The 16,351-nt window shown below is 49.1% G+C and carries 18 protein-coding genes; 4 read left to right on the top strand and 14 right to left on the bottom strand.

Translation table 11 applies throughout. From position 1 onward, the window contains the following. Nucleotides 1–217: 217 nt before the first annotated feature. The 3 genes from tca_RS08125 to tca_RS08115 all read right to left on the bottom strand — a co-directional run bounded on the left by tca_RS08125 (nt 218) and on the right by tca_RS08115 (nt 2,906). On the bottom strand, nt 218–1,375 hold the full coding sequence (locus tca_RS08125; protein WP_048176227.1) for a pyridoxal phosphate-dependent aminotransferase: 1,158 nt from the start codon (nt 1,373–1,375) through the stop codon (nt 218–220). A 206-nt stretch (nt 1,376–1,581) separates the two neighbouring features. Continuing rightward, a complete protein-coding gene (gene radB / locus tca_RS08120) occupies nt 1,582–2,286 on the bottom strand; it encodes a DNA repair and recombination protein RadB (protein WP_286708812.1) in 705 nt (234 codons plus the stop codon). Continuing rightward, nucleotides 2,283–2,906 carry an L-threonylcarbamoyladenylate synthase gene (locus tag tca_RS08115; protein WP_286708811.1) on the bottom strand — a complete coding sequence of 208 codons (624 nt, stop codon included), beginning with the start codon at nt 2,904–2,906 and terminating at the stop codon, nt 2,283–2,285. Before tca_RS08115 ends, radB begins: the two co-directional genes overlap by 4 nt. 134 nt (nt 2,907–3,040) lie before the next feature. Here tca_RS08115 and pgsA point away from each other — a divergent pair, with 134 nt between their 5' ends. From pgsA to tca_RS08095, 4 genes are read left to right on the top strand one after another with little or no spacing between them, the layout of a single operon-like run. Further along, nucleotides 3,041–3,607, top strand: a complete 567-nt coding sequence (pgsA, locus tag tca_RS08110) for an archaetidylinositol phosphate synthase (protein WP_286708810.1) — start codon at nt 3,041–3,043, stop codon at nt 3,605–3,607. Nucleotides 3,608–3,622: 15 nt separating this feature from the next. Next, complete coding sequence (locus tag tca_RS08105) at nt 3,623–3,856, top strand: DUF357 domain-containing protein (RefSeq protein ID WP_286708809.1); 234 nt, start codon at nt 3,623–3,625, stop codon at nt 3,854–3,856. A 9-nt stretch (nt 3,857–3,865) separates the two neighbouring features. Beyond that, nucleotides 3,866–4,519: a TIGR00153 family protein gene (locus tca_RS08100; RefSeq protein ID WP_286708808.1), complete on the top strand. Its 654-nt coding sequence runs from the start codon at nt 3,866–3,868 to the stop codon at nt 4,517–4,519. After that, complete coding sequence (locus tca_RS08095) at nt 4,519–5,148, top strand: DUF434 domain-containing protein (protein ID WP_286708807.1); 630 nt, start codon at nt 4,519–4,521, stop codon at nt 5,146–5,148. Before tca_RS08100 ends, tca_RS08095 begins: the two co-directional genes overlap by 1 nt. Nucleotides 5,149–5,197: 49 nt before the next feature. Here the strand turns inward: tca_RS08095 and fbp are convergent, their stop codons facing one another. The 11 genes from fbp to ftsZ form a co-directional block, all read right to left on the bottom strand. Continuing rightward, nucleotides 5,198–6,295 (bottom strand): fructose-1,6-bisphosphate aldolase/phosphatase, encoded by a 1,098-nt coding sequence (gene fbp / locus tca_RS08090; RefSeq protein ID WP_010877293.1) that lies wholly within the window; start codon nt 6,293–6,295, stop codon nt 5,198–5,200. Between the two features lie 100 nt (nt 6,296–6,395). Next, a complete protein-coding gene (gene thiI, locus tca_RS08085) occupies nt 6,396–7,565 on the bottom strand; it encodes a tRNA uracil 4-sulfurtransferase ThiI (protein ID WP_286708806.1) in 1,170 nt (389 codons plus the stop codon). A gap of 39 nt (nt 7,566–7,604) precedes the next feature. Then, the gene (locus tag tca_RS08080; RefSeq protein ID WP_084126303.1) at nt 7,605–8,900 is read right to left on the bottom strand and encodes a methanogenesis marker 16 metalloprotein; all 1,296 of its coding nucleotides are present in this window, start codon (nt 8,898–8,900) and stop codon (nt 7,605–7,607) included. Further along, nucleotides 8,900–11,596, bottom strand: coding sequence for an alanine--tRNA ligase (gene alaS, locus tca_RS08075; protein ID WP_048176215.1), 2,697 nt, complete (start codon nt 11,594–11,596; stop codon nt 8,900–8,902). The genes tca_RS08080 and alaS overlap by 1 nt, the downstream gene beginning before the upstream one ends. 89 nt (nt 11,597–11,685) lie before the next feature. Further along, nucleotides 11,686–11,994: a 50S ribosomal protein P1 gene (gene rpl12p / locus tca_RS08070; protein ID WP_048176214.1), complete on the bottom strand. Its 309-nt coding sequence runs from the start codon at nt 11,992–11,994 to the stop codon at nt 11,686–11,688. A gap of 52 nt (nt 11,995–12,046) precedes the next feature. After that, nucleotides 12,047–13,057: a 50S ribosomal protein L10 gene (locus tca_RS08065; RefSeq protein WP_010877288.1), complete on the bottom strand. Its 1,011-nt coding sequence runs from the start codon at nt 13,055–13,057 to the stop codon at nt 12,047–12,049. Beyond that, a complete protein-coding gene (locus tca_RS08060) occupies nt 13,058–13,696 on the bottom strand; it encodes a 50S ribosomal protein L1 (RefSeq protein ID WP_048061119.1) in 639 nt (212 codons plus the stop codon). Between the two features lie 77 nt (nt 13,697–13,773). Continuing rightward, a complete protein-coding gene (locus tag tca_RS08055; RefSeq protein WP_010877286.1) occupies nt 13,774–14,256 on the bottom strand; it encodes a 50S ribosomal protein L11 in 483 nt (160 codons plus the stop codon). Beyond that, nucleotides 14,256–14,735 carry a transcription elongation factor Spt5 gene (locus tca_RS08050; protein ID WP_048061118.1) on the bottom strand — a complete coding sequence of 160 codons (480 nt, stop codon included), beginning with the start codon at nt 14,733–14,735 and terminating at the stop codon, nt 14,256–14,258. Before tca_RS08050 ends, tca_RS08055 begins: the two co-directional genes overlap by 1 nt. A gap of 56 nt (nt 14,736–14,791) precedes the next feature. Then, nucleotides 14,792–14,971 (bottom strand): protein translocase SEC61 complex subunit gamma, encoded by a 180-nt coding sequence (locus tag tca_RS08045; RefSeq protein ID WP_010877284.1) that lies wholly within the window; start codon nt 14,969–14,971, stop codon nt 14,792–14,794. A 120-nt stretch (nt 14,972–15,091) separates the two neighbouring features. Then, entirely contained in the window at nt 15,092–16,237 is a 1,146-nt protein-coding gene (gene ftsZ, locus tca_RS08040) for a cell division protein FtsZ (RefSeq protein WP_048176210.1), read from the bottom strand. Nucleotides 16,238–16,351: the final 114 nt, after the last annotated feature.

Raw genomic sequence — 16,351 nt, 5'->3', positions numbered from 1 at the left:
GGCCCTGGAGCGGTCCCTCACAACTTCTTTTTTAAAACCTGTCTGAAAACAGGATATTTTAGAGGGTTTCAGATAGTTTAACCACGTGACCCCTGAATGCCAGCGATCTGGATATCCCTGTGAATAGCTGTTGAAGAGAATATTCCGAAGATCACCGGATGCACATTATCAAAGACATCTGTCTTTATTAAATTCTAAAGGCCTGAAAAAAGGGTTATCAGGATGGCCTCAAGAATTCCATGACATCCACAAAGTTCTCAGCGAATATCTCGACCTGCTCTCTTGGTATTGAGAAGCTGAGGCGTATGTACCTATCACCAAATATCTTGCTGGTGTAGGCGCCCTGCCTCACGAAGATCTTCCGCTTAAGCAGGTAGTCTGTAAGGTCAACGGGGTTAACCCCTGTTTCATATATGTCGATGGCCATCATGTTACCATTTGATGGATAAACCGGGAGGAAGGCTCCTTCCACCTCATCGACGGCAGCCTTAATGATCTTCTGATTACCGAGGGTCTCATTACGTATCCTTTCAACCCATTTAGCCTTTGATTTGAGGGCTGCAATTGCACCTGCCTGTGAGACAACATTTGTACCGAGATCATTTATGACTATACCCTTGACGGATTCAACGATATCGGATGTTGCAACAATTGCACCTATCCTCAGACCTGCCATTCCACATATCTTGGAGAAGCTGTAGACAGTAACCGTGTGCTCGGGTGCATATTCTGCTGCGAGGTGGTGCTCCCTTGCAAAGTCCCTGTAGGTTATATCGTGGAGTAGATAAACGTCATGGTCCACAGCTATGTCAGCGAATGCCTTTATCTCATCCCTTGTATATGATGAACCCAGCGGGTTCAGGGGATCTATGAGTGATATGAGACGGGTGTCGCGGTCCATGTTTTCAAGTACAAGGTCTGGTGTTAACTTGTAGTCACATTCACTGCTGTATATGGGGACCGATTTTACGCTGCATGCAAATCTGCTTGCGAAATTGTCAATTATCAGGTAGCCCGGGTCACAGGTTATGGCATTATCCTCGGGTTCAAGTATATCGTTCATGCACAGGTAGAGTGACTCAGTACCCCCTGCAGTTATCAGAGCCTCAAAGTCATCACCAAGGCCCAGATCCTTCAGTACAAGTTCCTTAAGCTCAGGAAAGCCTTCAGGTGGTGGATACTTGCAGTAGCTGCCCTCATTTATGCATTCAATCATGGCTTCCGCTATTTCAGAGTGATCATGAAGATGGTTGGTGTTCTGACCCATCCATATCATTTCTTTGTCCTTAAAGACGTAGTTAAAAAACTCATTTGAAGTTTTAAAGCCATTTGGTGGCACTTTTGCAGCTTTAGCATATTTTTTAGGAGAAATCATTTTATCACATCAGCACAGGAGTATCCATGCGAAAGAGAAGAAGGCTTCTCTTACCTACCCGAGGCTGAACCTCAATTAAACTCCACTTTAGGGTTTCTTATACCATATTAAACAAACCTCTTAATAAACTTTGTTTACCAGAGGAGCCCCTGTAATAAAATCCAGCCACATTGTCCTACAGATTGCTGAAATAGTCCCGTCATGGTTCATAGAATGCCATCACCAACAATCCTGAACCCCACACGGGAACCCTCCAGACGATTCCTGTGCCTCCTGAGAACAGCGAACCTCTCACCAGGCCTTTCACCCATCTCAAGCTCAACCATGACCTTGGACCAGTAACGGAGGATGGTGCCGCCAACAGGACTCACATATTCCCTTCCATCGTCCCCTGTAATGGAATATATCTGATTGGTTATGACAGCTGCAAGGTCAAACCTTCTGGCCATCTGTAGAAGGAGGAACATCTGCCTTCCAAGGTCAAGGTTAAAGCTGGATGCATTGCCCTCCTTCAATCTGTAGAGAGCGACCGCAGAGTCAAGGACCACCAGGTCAGTTGAGTCCCCATGTGTTTTGAGGAATGAAAATGTCCTCTGAAGTGCCTCACCCTGCTCTGTAAAGCTTGAGGGTTCAAATACTATTATGCTATCTGCAACCCCGTCGAATATATTACCTGAGACCTGTCTTATTCTCTCAACAGAAAGACCGCCCTCTGTATCAATGAAAACCGTGTTTTTACCCCTCCTCGCAGTTTCAACCGCGAGTTTGATGGCTATGTTGGTCTTACCTGAGCCGGGGGGCCCATAGAACTGCGTTATGGTCCTTCTTTCCACCCCCCCTCCCAGTATCCTGTCGATGGAGGACTCTGTGGGTATCCTCCGGTTTTCACCCATATCCCTTAATTTCTTCATGCATCAGCCCCTCTCAGGAGTACAGGGTCAAGAGGACCCTTACCCCTCCTCAGAACCCTTGGAGGGTTTACTGTGAGGTCAATCACAGTGGATGGCTCCATCTCCGGGCAGTCCCCTGCATCAAGCACCAGGTCCACAGCATCCAGGTCCCTGACAATCTCCTCAAGCCTTGGTGAGGGCGGTTTACCTGATATATTTGCACTGGTGGCTGTCACCGGGAACCTTGCTGCGATACGTCTGCATATCTCATCGTCCGGGACCCTTATCCCCACCCTCGACGATCCCCCTGTTATCACATCGGGGACGAGCTCATTCCTCTCAAGGACCACCGTATAGGGACCCGGGAGTATCCTCTCCATTAACTCCATTGCATCCCCTGATGGCCTTGAAAATCTGGGAATCTCATCAACACGGGATACACATATTGATACTGGTTTATGGGGTGACCTCCCCTTGACTCTGAAGAGTTTTCTTACAGCACCCTCATCCAGTGCATTAACTCCGAGGCCATATATTGTATCTGTGGGGTATATAACGATCCCTCCACCCTCCATCACAGATATTGCCTCCTCCAGAACGTCAGGGGAAGGGTTCTTCCTCGTAATTTTTCTGATAAGCATCGGAACACCTTTACGTCAACCACTCCAACCACGAAAACCGGCAGGGTGATCATTGCAAACCTTTATGTCAATCACAACACCACGAAAACCGGCATACCTAATCATATATATCTGTGCCAGATATAAATGAGTCCATGTTAAACCAGTTCAGACCGGTGATCCGGAGATTCATTGACCCCATTGCAGATAGAATTGCCCTGCCAGCAGATTACATAACACTGACGGGTTTCCTGGTTGCATGTGCTGCCAGCGCAGGATATGCATCTGGAAGCCTGATCACTGGAGCGGCCCTTCTCGCAGCAAGTGGATTCATAGATGTGCTCGACGGGGCCGTGGCAAGGAGAAGATTCAGGCCCACAGCCTTCGGTGGTTTCCTTGACTCTACCCTTGACAGACTCTCCGATGGTATAATCATCATTGGGATAACCGCGGGGGGATTCACAGGACTGCTAACCGGGCTTCTCGCACTCCATTCCGGACTCATGGTGAGCTATGTGAGGGCCCGTGCAGAATCTCTGGGCATTGAATGCGCTGTTGGAATCGCTGAGAGGGCTGAGAGAATCATTATAATCCTTGCAGGGTCCCTTGCAGGGTACCTTATCCATCCGTGGTTCATGGACGCTGCGATTATTGTACTCGCAGCTCTCGGTTACTTTACCATGACCCAGAGGATGATCTACGTGTGGCAAAGGCTGAAATAATGGAGGGGTGTTTCAATGGACTGCAGGGAACGTATAGAAAAGGATCTTGAACTTCTTGAGAAAAATTTAATGGAAATGAAATCCATAAAATTGAGTGATGATGAGGAGGCTGTCGTTGAGAGAGCTCTGAACTACAGGGATGACTCAGTCTACTACCTTGAGAAGGGGGACCAAATCACATCATTCGGCTGCATAACCTATGCCCATGGCCTTCTCGACAGCCTCAGGATGCTTCACAGGATAATATGATGGGATAAAATGAAATTTTTCCTGAAGGAAAGTAAAGTGGAAAAGCATGGGCGTCAGCACCTTGAAAAGGTCATGGAATGCTACCGGAAGTTCGAGGAACTGATGGAGGCATTCTACAGGGGGGACTGCAGGCTGGTCTCCGAACTCACAAAGGAGATAGCCATAAAGGAACATGAGGCGGATGAGATAAGGAGAAAGATGGAACTTGAATTCTATGAGGGTGCCTTCCTCCCATTTGACAGGGAGGACCGTATAATGCTCGTTGAAAGCATAGACAAGGTTGCGGATGTTATCGAATCAGCGGCCTTCACGGTGTCTCTCGGTAAGGTCGCATTCCCTGCTGAGTTCAGGGATGACTTCAGGGCTATGATGAAGGTTACCGGAAGGACCATGAGGGCCCTCCATGAGTGTGTTGAATCCCTTGAGACGGATCTGGGGGAGGCCATGAAGAAGGTTCATGAAATCGAAAGGTTTGAGGATGAGGCCGATATAATTGAGAGGAAGATCATAACTGGCCTGTATTCCGCCTACCGCGAGGACAGGATAGGTGTTGTCAAGTTCCTGGACATGAAGGAGATAACCCGTAAGGTTGCAAACATTTCAGACAGGGCTGAGGATGCCTCCGACCGTGCCCTCATAATAATCGCCAAGAGAAGAGGTTAATGTCTCTTGAAATGGCTGCCGAGGATCTGCGCTACCTCCTTAACAGGGGCTACCGTAAGCGTGTGGCCCTGAACTTTGTTGCAAACCACTATCTTCTTGGAAGGGAGGAGCGAAATTACCTTGCCAGGTGCGTCTTCTCAGATGAAACCGCGGCAAGGAGAAGATCCCGGAGGGTGAACCGAAACTCCCTCCGTGGCTCCTCTGTTTTTATTGATGGGTACAATGTTCTCATAGGTACAGAAAGCCTTCTCACAGATCAGTTTTTCCTGGCTCAGGATGGTTTCCTGAGGGATACAAGGGGCGTCTCCGGTAGTTACAGAATGAGTGACAGCACCCTGAGGGCACTGGATCTTATAATTGACTTCCTTGCTGATTCAGGAGTGGGGAGGGCCATATTCTATTTTGACAGGAATGTGAGTCACAGCGGGAGGCTGAGGAGTTTGGTTGAGGACCTGATGAAGTCCAGGGGGATTGAAGGCTGCGCCGTGCTCTCAAACTGTGTGGACAGGAGGCTCAGGGAATCTGATGGCATTGTTGCAACAGCGGATGGTGCTGTGGTTGATTCTGTTGAGAGAGTTGTTGACATACCCCAGGAGATAATGAAGGAGAGAAAAAGAATTAAAGGTTAGGAGATCCTGAATTCCTGAAAATGGAATGATATGAGATCTTAGGGAAAGATCATTCCATATCCTCAAACCTGTCGCCGAGTTTTTCAAGCACACCTGGTAGTGATGTGTATTCCATCTCATCTGATGGGAGCCTGTGTGGCTCAAATGGACCGTGCCTCCTCATATACTCCGCAACCTCAGAGGCGAGCTGCCTTGAGCGGTCAAAGGATGGATCATCAAACATGTCAACGGGTCCGACAAGCTTGCAATCAGCTACCTGGAATCCTAGGGCTATGACCCTTGGTGGTCCATCGAATCTCACGGGTGTTGCATCCCTCTGGGCTACAGGCATCAGTGGTCCGTTGTGGGATCCCCTCATCCATCCGCCGACGAGGTGGGGGAATGCGAAGGGCTCAACGACCTCACCTGCTGCAGGGAATCCGGACTGTGCCCTGACTATTGCGACCGGGTCGTCCTTACCTATGTATTTACCTGCCATGAGGTTCAGCCTCTCTGTACTCACTGATGCCGCAATTTCACCATCGTCCCTTCTGTGTATCCGCTTAATGACGTAGCGGCTGATTGAACCGAGAAGTGCCAGGAGGTCGTACATCTCATCAGGACATGCCATTGTAACCTTTTTGTGTTCGACGACGTCAAAGACCTCAAATTCGTATCCATTATGGAGTGATGGGTCGATCACAAGACCTGCTGTGTTGAATGGATCAGCGAACATTCTGAATAGTGGGAGGTTAAAGGCACCCGGTTCGGTTTTGTCGCAGCAGAAGATTATAACAGGGTCGCTTGGCCTCTCCTTGAACTCCATCTCGGCACAGCCGGGACCCATACCCTTTATGTTACCTGAGAATGTATCTGAAAGGAGATCCTGTCCAGCCCCATACAATTTTAAACCTCTTGCAACATCTGTCGCTTCCCTGAAAGCATTCCACGCTGTCTGATGGACCTCCTCGTTTTCTTCACCGTTTCTGTGGGTCATGATGAGGTCTATGTCGTCCCCACAGTTGGTTATATAGTAATCCTCAAGGATTCCTGTCTCCTTTGCGCCGGCCAGTATCTCGTCGCATTTCTTCTTTAAAGCTTCATGGGCAACTGCATGACCGGCTACACTTCCAACGTCTGCTTTAATTACACTAATGGTTGTTTTCATGTATTACACCTCCAGAAGATAGTGAGTTGATGAAATGAATCTTATATAAAATGTGAATCTGATTATTTAAAAAGTTATCCACCCTCCCCTACTACGTGGATCAGCTGAATATCCTCGTCTTTGAGCCCTTCCTGAAGATCTCTGCAACTTCTTCCTTAACATTGACCTTCTCTGATGCCTCCATGACTGCCTCTGGACGTGAGGCTGTTGATGGGTGGGCCGGCACGGCGCTACAGCCCCCATCTGGTATCACGGAGATATCGTAGGTGCCTATCCTCTTTGCAAGGTTCTCTATCTCCACCTTATCCATGCCTATCAGGGGGCTCAGAATGGGAATATTCACACCCATCCTCGTGGCAAGGATGTTCGGAAGGGTCTGGGATGCCACCTGGCCAAGGCTGCTCCCATCGACTATTGCAAGGGCCCCCTCCTCCTCTGCAACCATCTCTGCAAGATGGTACATCCCGAATTTGCAGAGCACGCAGGTCATCTTCTCGGGTGCCCCTCCACGACACCTTTCAAGATATCTTCCATAACTGAAGGTCCTCAGTTTGAATTCAACACCTGCAGAGTATTCTGCGAGTTTTGCAGCGATCTTTTCAACCTTCTCCTCTACTTCCTCACCTGTGAAGGGCGCATTGTCCATATGGACCGCCACCACCTGGCATCCCCTCTTCATCATCAGGTAGGTGGCCACCGGGGAGTCAATGCCCCCTGATAGGAGTGCCACAACCTTTCCCTGAGTCCCTGCAGGAAGACCCCCTGGTCCTGGTATTACCCTGTGGTAGATGTAGGTCTCATCCTCCCTTATCTCGAGGTGAATCTCCAGGTCAGGGTTTCCAAGGTCAACCGGAGCACCGATCTCCCCCACAACAACTGAACCAGCAAATGCCGCCATCTCCTGGCTCGTGAAATCATGCTCACCAACCCTCCGGCACCTTATGGCGAAGGGTGTTCTGCTGGTGAGGAGACCCTCAGATCTCAGCTCATGGATGTATTCCCTCAGTGCATCCTCTATGCTATCAAAACCCGTCTCAGCTGTTACAGCCGGAGAAAATGACACAATACCAAATATCTTTGAGAGTCTATCAAGGGCTTCATCCATGTCTTCAGGAAAAATGAATATCCTTCCATGTCTGAGCTCTGCTCTGCAGCTGAAGGCCGACTTTATGTTATGGAGAAGTTTTCCTTCGAATCTTCTCCTCACTGAGGGGCCCTTGATGGCGACCTCACCGTAGCGTGCAAGTATAACATCATAATCAAGAATCATAACACCCCCATCATCTGTACCTCATCCAAAACCATCCGCTCATCCCATGAGGAAATCCCCGTTTTCTATGAGCTTTTTGAGTTCCAGGGATAGTTCGCGGGCCCTTAACCTGTCGGACTGTCTGCATATGATGGGCACTGCCATTTCACCGATCCTGACTGTCCCGGTATCCATCTCATATGCTCCTGAAGGACAGGACCATGCGCATACTCCACAGCCAAAACACCTGTCAAGGTCCAAGCCGTTATCGATGGCATGTGTGGGGCACCTCCTGGCTGCAAGGCAGACCGCGCAGTCTGTGCACCTCTCCGGGTGGTGGACAGGTCTCACGTCACCACTCCAAACATCCTCATAGGTTATCTCAGTTATAACCCTTGAACGATCCCTTACATCAGCAACAGGAAGTTTTATATCTGAATTAAGTACCATGAGGTTCTCAAGAACCCTTTCTGATGTTACCGGTACTGGAACCGCCACTGTGTTAAATATCTCTGGACCTGCTGCTGTCCGGAATCCTCCGATGTAACGGGGTTTCATGTCGTGGAGGTCGCCGCTGATCATGAGGTTCGGCTTTATGGGGCTACTCCTTGTACCCTCTCCCAGTACTATGGCCCTGGCCCCGTTCAGAAGCACCCCGGTACCCTGATGGACGGTCTCCATTGATGGATCGTTTTCAAGGGGGTTGATGTCACCGCAGCCAGAGAAGGAAAGACCGCCGCAATTTTCTGGCATTTCAAATGCATTGAATATGGATTTCACTGGTGTTTCTCCTGGATTAACAAGGGCTGTGTAATTCCTGAAGGCCATGCGTGTACCAACTATCCTGGCTGTTTCAATATCATCCATGGTGACCGTTGACTCAACCACCCTGCCCTCCACAGACGTGACCCTGACCTCGACCTCAGATCCCAGGAGTAGGTCCCTGAACAGAAAACCTCCCCCATAGTCAGGGTCCTCCCTGCTGTGACCGGTCCCGTAAATGAAGAGGTCGACCGACCCGAGGTTCTCATTTGGGCATGGGCCAGGATAGGCAGGTATTCCGTTCAGCTCAACACTGGCTGCCTTGCGGAAGGAGCCCGGCTCTGACACTCTAAGGTGCATGACCGCTGCTGTGCCTGACATGACACCACAGGTGGCGGTGGTTACCACGTCAACCTCATCAGCTGATGGGACGTCACCATCACGGACCATGTCCTTTATCTCATCTGCTGTGAAGACAGCTGCATCCCCTTCAAGTATTCTCTCGTTTATCTCAGAGACGTGCCTGTCCAAATTAAACCCCCTACAGTCACAGTGAACCCGCCAGTTCCTCGGACGGTCCGGCCACAATGACATCAGTTCCTCACAGTACTGAGTGCAGCTCTCGCCTCCTCAAGGGCCTCATCCACTTTATCGGTCGCGGGCCCTGCTCCCTGTGCAAGGTGAGGTCTGCCTCCACCTCCACCTCCAAGCACGGCTGCAGCCTGTGATATGACCTCGTTGATCCTCAAACCTGCCTTTACAGCATCTTCAGATGCTGCTCCGACGATTTTGCCTTCAGGGTTCGCCAGGACAACGGCGTCGACTGTGGCTGATAGTTCAAGGGCCATGTTCTTCATCTCATCCATATCTGCATCGACGGTGTCGATTATCACCGTTAGGTCATTGATCCTCTCAGCCCTATCCTTCATCTCAAGGATCTTCAGTGACGCGACCTTCTCCTTGAGGCGTGAGACCTCATTTCTGAGGGCCTTCCACTCTGTGAAGAACCTTTCACAGGTCCCTGGAAGCTGTGATGGTGTGACCTTGAATATGTCTGAGCTCTCCCTCAGGATGTCCCCTGTCTTCTGCATGAGCTCAATGGCTGCTGATCCGGCAGAGAACTCTATCCTCTCAACTCCATCCTGTATGCGTTCTGTTCTGTTTATCCTGATGAGTCCGATGTCCCCTGTCCTGTGGACATGGGTACCTGCACAGGCCTGGACATCCACACCTGGAATCTCAACCACCCTTATCCTGGAGCCGGGTACAACTCCGCCCTGGTACAGTATGAATCCATACTTCCTCTCTGCAAGGTCCCTGTCCATCCACCTGACCTTCAGGGGTACGTTCATCATGACATACTCATTTGCAAGTCTCTCTATCTCCTGGAGCTCTTCCAGTGTTATTCTTCTGTAGTGGGACAGGTCTAGGCGTGAACTTTTAACTCCCTTCTGGGCCCCTGCCTGCCATATGTGGTCTCCCAGGACCTTTCTTGCCGCTGAAACTATGAGGTGGGTTGCTGTATGGTTTCTTGTGAGCTGAAGCCTTCTATCTGAATCAATAAATCCCCTGATGGTTGTTCCAGGTTCTATGCAGATTTCATCGTCTGTTCTGTGAACAACAACGGCACCTATCTTCTCTGCATGTTTTATTCTGAGTCTGCAGCCTTCAGCTGTAATGTATCCCGTATCTGAGGGCTGACCACCTCCCTCAGGGTAGAAGAGTGTTCTGTCGAGTATCAGACCATTCTCATGTATGCCTATGACCTCTGCCTGGAATTCCAGGCCATCAGGTTCATCATAGAATAGAAGCTCTGTTGCCGGGTAGTCCAGGTGTACATCCTCCTCCGGCATCTCGGTTTCTGTTTCATTCCTCTCTGCTACGAGGGTGTAGAAGTTGTCTGGAATTTTAACCTGAAAACCGGATTCCTCTGCTATCTCACCGATGGTCTCAGGGGGGATTCCATGGGAGTCATATAGTTTTATGAGGATTTCCAGGGGCATCTCTGCTTTTCCATCCCTTTTAAGGTATTTTATTGTCTTCTCAACAATCCTGCGGCCCCTCTTCACTGTCCTTGCATAGCGGTGTTCCTCGAGGTCGATGATGTTCAGTATGTGCTCATGATGACTCCTTATCTCAGGGTAGTGGCCCTCAAGGAACTCCACCTGGATGTTCATTATATCCTTAAGTGACTCCTTCATACCAAGGTCCTTCATGAGCCTCAGGGTCCTCCTGATTATGAGCCTTGCAAGGTATCCCTCCTTCACGTTTGAGGGTATGACCCCGTCTGCAAGCATGAATGCGAGGCACCTTGTATGGTCGGCTATGGCGTAAACTGATTCCATTGGGGCGGCTGCACGTTCCAGTTCCTCCACTGAGATGCCAAGTTTATCCGCTACCCTCTTCCTGAGTTCCCTTAAATCGGCGTAGGTCTCTATGTCCATCATTCCGGCCACTTGGGCGTTCTCTGCAAGTATCTCCTCATCGATCTTCACGCCTGTCAGTTCGACCAGTTTCTCGATTACCGGGCCAAGGCAGGCATCGTAGGCTGTTGGTGTCCCCTGTGATATCCAGGCGAACCTTTCAAGGCCATAGCCTGTGTCAACTATCTTGAGGGGGATCTCCTCCCTGCCACCATCAGGGAGGGTGCGGTACTGTATGAAGACGAGGGTTGCAAGTTCAACGCCCCTGACGCATACCTCATAGCAGGGCCCCTCGTTTCCACCTCCCTGCCACCAGGACTCTATGAATGTTATCTCAGATGGATCAATACCTATATGTGTTAAAAAGTCATGACAGTACTTTATGGTTTCTTCTTCCCAGTAGACAGTGTTATCCTCAGAATTGAATGCATGATGACCCCCCATTGTGAAGCATGTGAGATGTCTTCCTGTTCTTCCAACATTATCAACGTCATTGAGTCTTATTGATGGCTGCGCAACCACGAGGGGGTTTGCAGGGGGTTTCACCAGGCCAGATGTGACCCATGGTTGAAAGTTGTATATTGATGCCCCGACAAGGAATACGTCGTCCCGCCAGCGTTTTGCAAGTACCGGGTACCTCCTGATGGGTTCATGGCCCCTTTCGGCGAAGAACTCCATGAATTTATCCTGTATCTCATAGAGGTCATAGCTCCTGTCTGTGGCAGGGTTACCGATGAACCCGTATTCATCACAGGGGGCGTCTCCACATGTTGCACGTTCCTTCATAGACCAGAAGGTGTTTCCACAGGACCTGCATTCATACTTTCTGTATCCAAGTTTTTCAAGCTGATGGGACATGGTAATCATTGAAAACAGTTTTTATAAATAGAATCAGAATTAAGAAAAATAAATTTTTTGCCATTACAGAGTGGCAGAGGAAAAAAATAAAGGGGGATTTAACCGAAGAGTGCGCCGAGACCGGCTGCTGCTTCCTCTTCAGCTTCCTCTTCTTCTTCCTCTTCTTCCTCAGCTTCTTCTTCAGCCTCTTCGGCTGCTGCTGGTGCTGCAGCTGCTGCTGGTGCTGCTGCTACAGCTGTTGTTTCCATTGCCTCTTCGATATCAACGTCTTCAAGGGCTGCTATGAGAGCCTTGACCCTTGCATCGTCCACTTCAGCGCCTGCTGCTTCAAGGACGCTTTTAACGTTTTCTTCGTTGATTTCCTTACCTGTTGTGTGCAATAACATTGCTGCGTATATGTATTCCATATGATCACCTCAAATTTTATTTTTTATGGGTTAACTATTGCCAGTAAAGTGTTCATCCGAAGAGTGCGCCGAGACCGGCTGCTGCATCCTCTTCTTCCTCTTCTTCTTCCTCTTCAGCTTCTTCTTCAACCTCTTCCTCTTTTTCTTCAGGGGCTGGTGCTGCTGCCCTTGAAGACAGCTTCTCCTTCAGTTCATCATCAACTGCCTCATCATTAATCTCCGCAGCTGCAGCGGCCAGTGCAAGCATCTGTGCATAGGCCTTTGCAAGCAGGAGGTCTGTTGTTTCTGATGTGAGTATTGATGCATTGTATGCAAGGTTGAATGACTTTGAAGCTGCCTTCTGGATGATGGCAGGCATTGTCTCCCTGGTGTATATAACAGCGTTGACTGAGAGGTTGAATGCCTGTGAAAATGCCTTCTGGATATCAGACAGGGTCTTCTCTTCATCGATGGTCAGTACGTCTGCAGTGTAGACGGTCTGATTTTCATAGGCTGCTCTGAGATCTATTCCCACCTCAAGTGGCTGTATGTCAAGTCTGGTTAATATCCCGGCCACCTTGGGGGGGATCTCCTCCCCTGCCTTCACAACGACGTGGTCATTTGAAACCACAATCTTGCCCTTCTCGATCTTGGCAGGGATACCTATCTGCTGCAGTTCACCCAGTATCGGGCCCGGTGCAAATCCGGTATCCCCCTTGGGGACAACTATGTCATCCGGGGCTATGGCCCCTGGTTTGGCTGGAGCAGGAGTTTTACTGTCCTCAAGGATCTTGAAGAGCTTGAAGGGATTCATGTCTGTGAATATGAGTGCAGGCTGCCCCTCCATGTAATCGGAGAGTGAATCAACATTTTCAAGTTCTCTGCCAGCTTTCTCAAGGGCAAGGCTGATCAGGGTCTTCTTGGACATTCTGATGAGTGCACTGTCACGGAGTGTCTGGCGCATCTTCTGGAGCTGCCTTGCAGGTATGTCTGCAAGGTTGGCTATGCCAACCACTTCATAACCTTTAATGAGGTCATGGAGCTCCTGAACCTCTTTCTTCTTCCATTCAGCCACGTGAGCCATTTAAATCACCCTCACTACCGGGCCCATGGTTGTCTTAACGTACATGGACTTTAACTGGTTTCTTCCCTTCTCAAGTTTACGGTCGATTGTCTGAAGAACCGCCTCTATGTTCTCGGCAAGCTTCTCATCGTCCATGTCCTCGGTACCAACCACTGTATGAACCACTGGCTGGTCCTTGATTCTAACCTTAACCGTGTCCCTGAGTTTATTCAGGATGGGCTCCGGGTTTATTGTTGCTGGCACCGGTTTGGGCATCTTCTTTCTGGGTCCGAGAACGGGCCCCATGAATCGACCCACCAGGGGCATCATATCTGCCTGAGCCACAAAGAATTCATACTGGTTGGCAAGTTTCTTTGCTTCCTTACGGTTTTTGCCAAGTTCTTCAAGTTCATCCTTGGTTATCACAAGGTCGGCCCCTGCATTTTTAGCCTGGAGGGCCAGTTCCCCATCGGCGATCACGGCAATCTTCACATCCTTACCGCGGCCGTTGGGTAGAGAAACTTCCTCGTCAAACCTGTTCTCTGGTTTATTGACGTCAAGGTCCTTGATGTTAAGAATAACATCCATGGACTGTGTGAAGTTTCTCGGCCTTGAAAGTTCCTTGGCCTTCTTCACCGCTTCCATTATCTCTTGTTGCATTCTGAATCCTCCATGAACTTCAAAAAATAAGTTCATATGATGGGGTTAGTTATGTGGTTTTCAAGATTTATAAATTTTTATGATGTGAGGAGGTCATCATAGACTCCCTGGTCAACCTCTCTCTGAACCTCACGGGGGTCCTTACCGTTCACTGTTATACCCATGCTGACACAGGTACCCATTATCTCCTTGACTGCACGTTTGTAGTCATTTGAGAGGAGCGCATCGAATTTCATCCTCGCGATCTTCAGCACCTGTTCCATTGAAATGTCTGCTATCTTATCCATCCCTGGATCCTGGGACCCCTTCTCCAGCTTGAGTTCATCCATGATGAGGGCAGTTGTTGGAGGTGTACCCACTTCAACCTCAAAGTCCCTTGTATCAGTGTCCACTATGATCTTTACAGGGACCTTCATCCCCTCAAAGTCAGCTGTCTTGCGGTTTATCTCCTCAACTACCTGCATCATGTTAATTCCAAGCGGACCAATCGCAGGACCCAGAGGTGGTCCTGGAGTGGCTTTTCCACCATCAATAAGAATTTCAACGGTTTCTTTAGCCATTAATCAGCCTCCTTTTGTATTATTCTAATCTGATCACCTTTAACAGTTACTGGAATGGGCACGGCCGCCTCTATGAGTTCAAGCACAACTTCCTCCCTTGACTCATCTATGCGGATAACCTTTGCCCTTTCACCCTTAAAGGGTCCGGATATGAGTTCAACAATGCTTCCCTTCTTAATGGATGATATTATGGGCTCTGGCTTGAGGAACCTTTTAACCTCTTCAAAGTCGATCTCGGCCTCACCCTCTGTTTTACTTTCAACTACACCCCTGAGGTGGGGTACCCTTATTGCAGGGTTTCTCATGTCAATCTTTGATGAGGACTCCACCAGGATGTATCCCCTCAGTGATTCAGGGACGAGAATAGCGTTTATCTCTATACCACTATCCCTCACCTTTCTTGCAAGCATCCTGGCCACATTTTTCTCCTGACCCACAGAGGTCTTAAGGGCATAGATGGAATTTTTACTATCTTCCATTAAGAACACAACCTCATATATATAATTCACTCTACAGACCTTAACCCATCCGGATGCTAGCCCCCGAGGAGCTGGGCAATTATACTTATTATGAATCCAATGACGCCTATTATTATTATACCTATACCGGTTACCTTTGACACGTTGAGGTATTCCTCACGGCTCGGTTTCTTTGAAACCCTCAATACCCTCTTTGACTGTTTTATAAAATTTAAAATAGACTCCCTGTATTTCATGGTTTATCCCCGCTATTTATATAGTTAAAAAACAAGGGCTAGAATTGGGATGAGTGATGGAGTAATCTATCCTTCAAGATTTATAAAGGTTTTCCTTGAGTGGGGGTGTGTGGAAGAATATCAGAATACTCCATCTATAAATTCTTCCAGGACGGACTCATCGACTGAGTCCTTTTCACGCTGTTTTTCCTCCAGGAACTCCTTCTCTGCAGAGCCATGGGCCCCATAGATGTAGGGTGACCTTACACCCGCAACAACGATGGTCGTTCTTATGACGTTCTGCAGTTCATCCTGAATCTGGGCACCCCATATTATGTTTGCATCGGGATCAAGTTCCTCGGCAACAACCTCCACGATCCTTTCGGCCTCCTGGAGGGTCAGGTCTGAACTACCAGATATGTTTATAAGGGCTCCCCTTGCATTGGATATGTCAAGATCCAGCAGCGGACTGTTAAGGGCCTCATAAACTGATTCTAGGGCCCTGTCACCGGATTCGGCCTCGCCCATTCCAATCATGGCCATTCCTGAACCCTTCATTATGCTCCTCACATCCGCAAAGTCGAGGCTCACCAGTCCGGGTTTGGTTATGAGTTCAGTTATGCCCTTAACCGCCCTTCCAAGGATCTCGTCTGCAACCATGAAGGCCTTGTTGAGGGGCAGGTTGGGTGCAACCTCCAGTAGCTTGTCATTGGGTATGACAATGACTGTATCTGCAGCGTTCTGGAGTTTCTCAAGACCCCTCTCGGCGTTCTCCCTCCTCTTAAGGCCCTCTGCACTGAAAGGCATGGTTGCAACGGCTATAGTGAGGGCACCCGCCTTTTTGGCAAGTTTTGATATCACGGGTGCGGACCCTGTTCCCGTGCCACCCCCAAGGCCACAGGTTACAAAGACCATGTCAGCCCCTTCGAGTTCCCTGCGAATATCATCCTCACTTTCCTCTGCGCATTCCTCTCCCACTTCAGGGACGCCGCCAGCCCCAAGACCACCACAGACATTCTTACCTATGAGAAGCTTCCGGTTAGCCACGGAGTAGAAGAGGTCCTGGGCATCCGTGTTAACGGCTATGGTCTCAGCGCCCTCGACTCCAATCTCACTGAGCCTTGTTACGGTGTTGTTGCCCGCCCCGCCGGTCCCAACAACGTATATCTTGGCTCTGCTATTTTCAATTATTTCCCGGAGCTCCCTGTCAATTTCTGAATTCATTGAGCTGGAAGATGGCTTTTCCCTTTTCTCAGATTCCTTTATGGCATCGTTAATGAATTTCAATTACTACCCCCACACTTATCTATGAAATATGTTATTGTGATAAGACATATTTAAAAGCAACGGTTAATCTGGCACCGATGGAGCCATGGCTCACATTCAAAATTAAAAATCAAT

This window comes from Methanothermobacter sp. EMTCatA1, assembly GCF_002356395.1.
In the GTDB taxonomy this organism is placed as follows: Archaea; Methanobacteriota; Methanobacteria; order Methanobacteriales; family Methanothermobacteraceae; genus Methanothermobacter; species Methanothermobacter thermautotrophicus.
The sequence above is the reverse complement of the archived record's forward strand: the minus strand, read 5'-3'. Positions and strand labels throughout refer to the sequence as shown.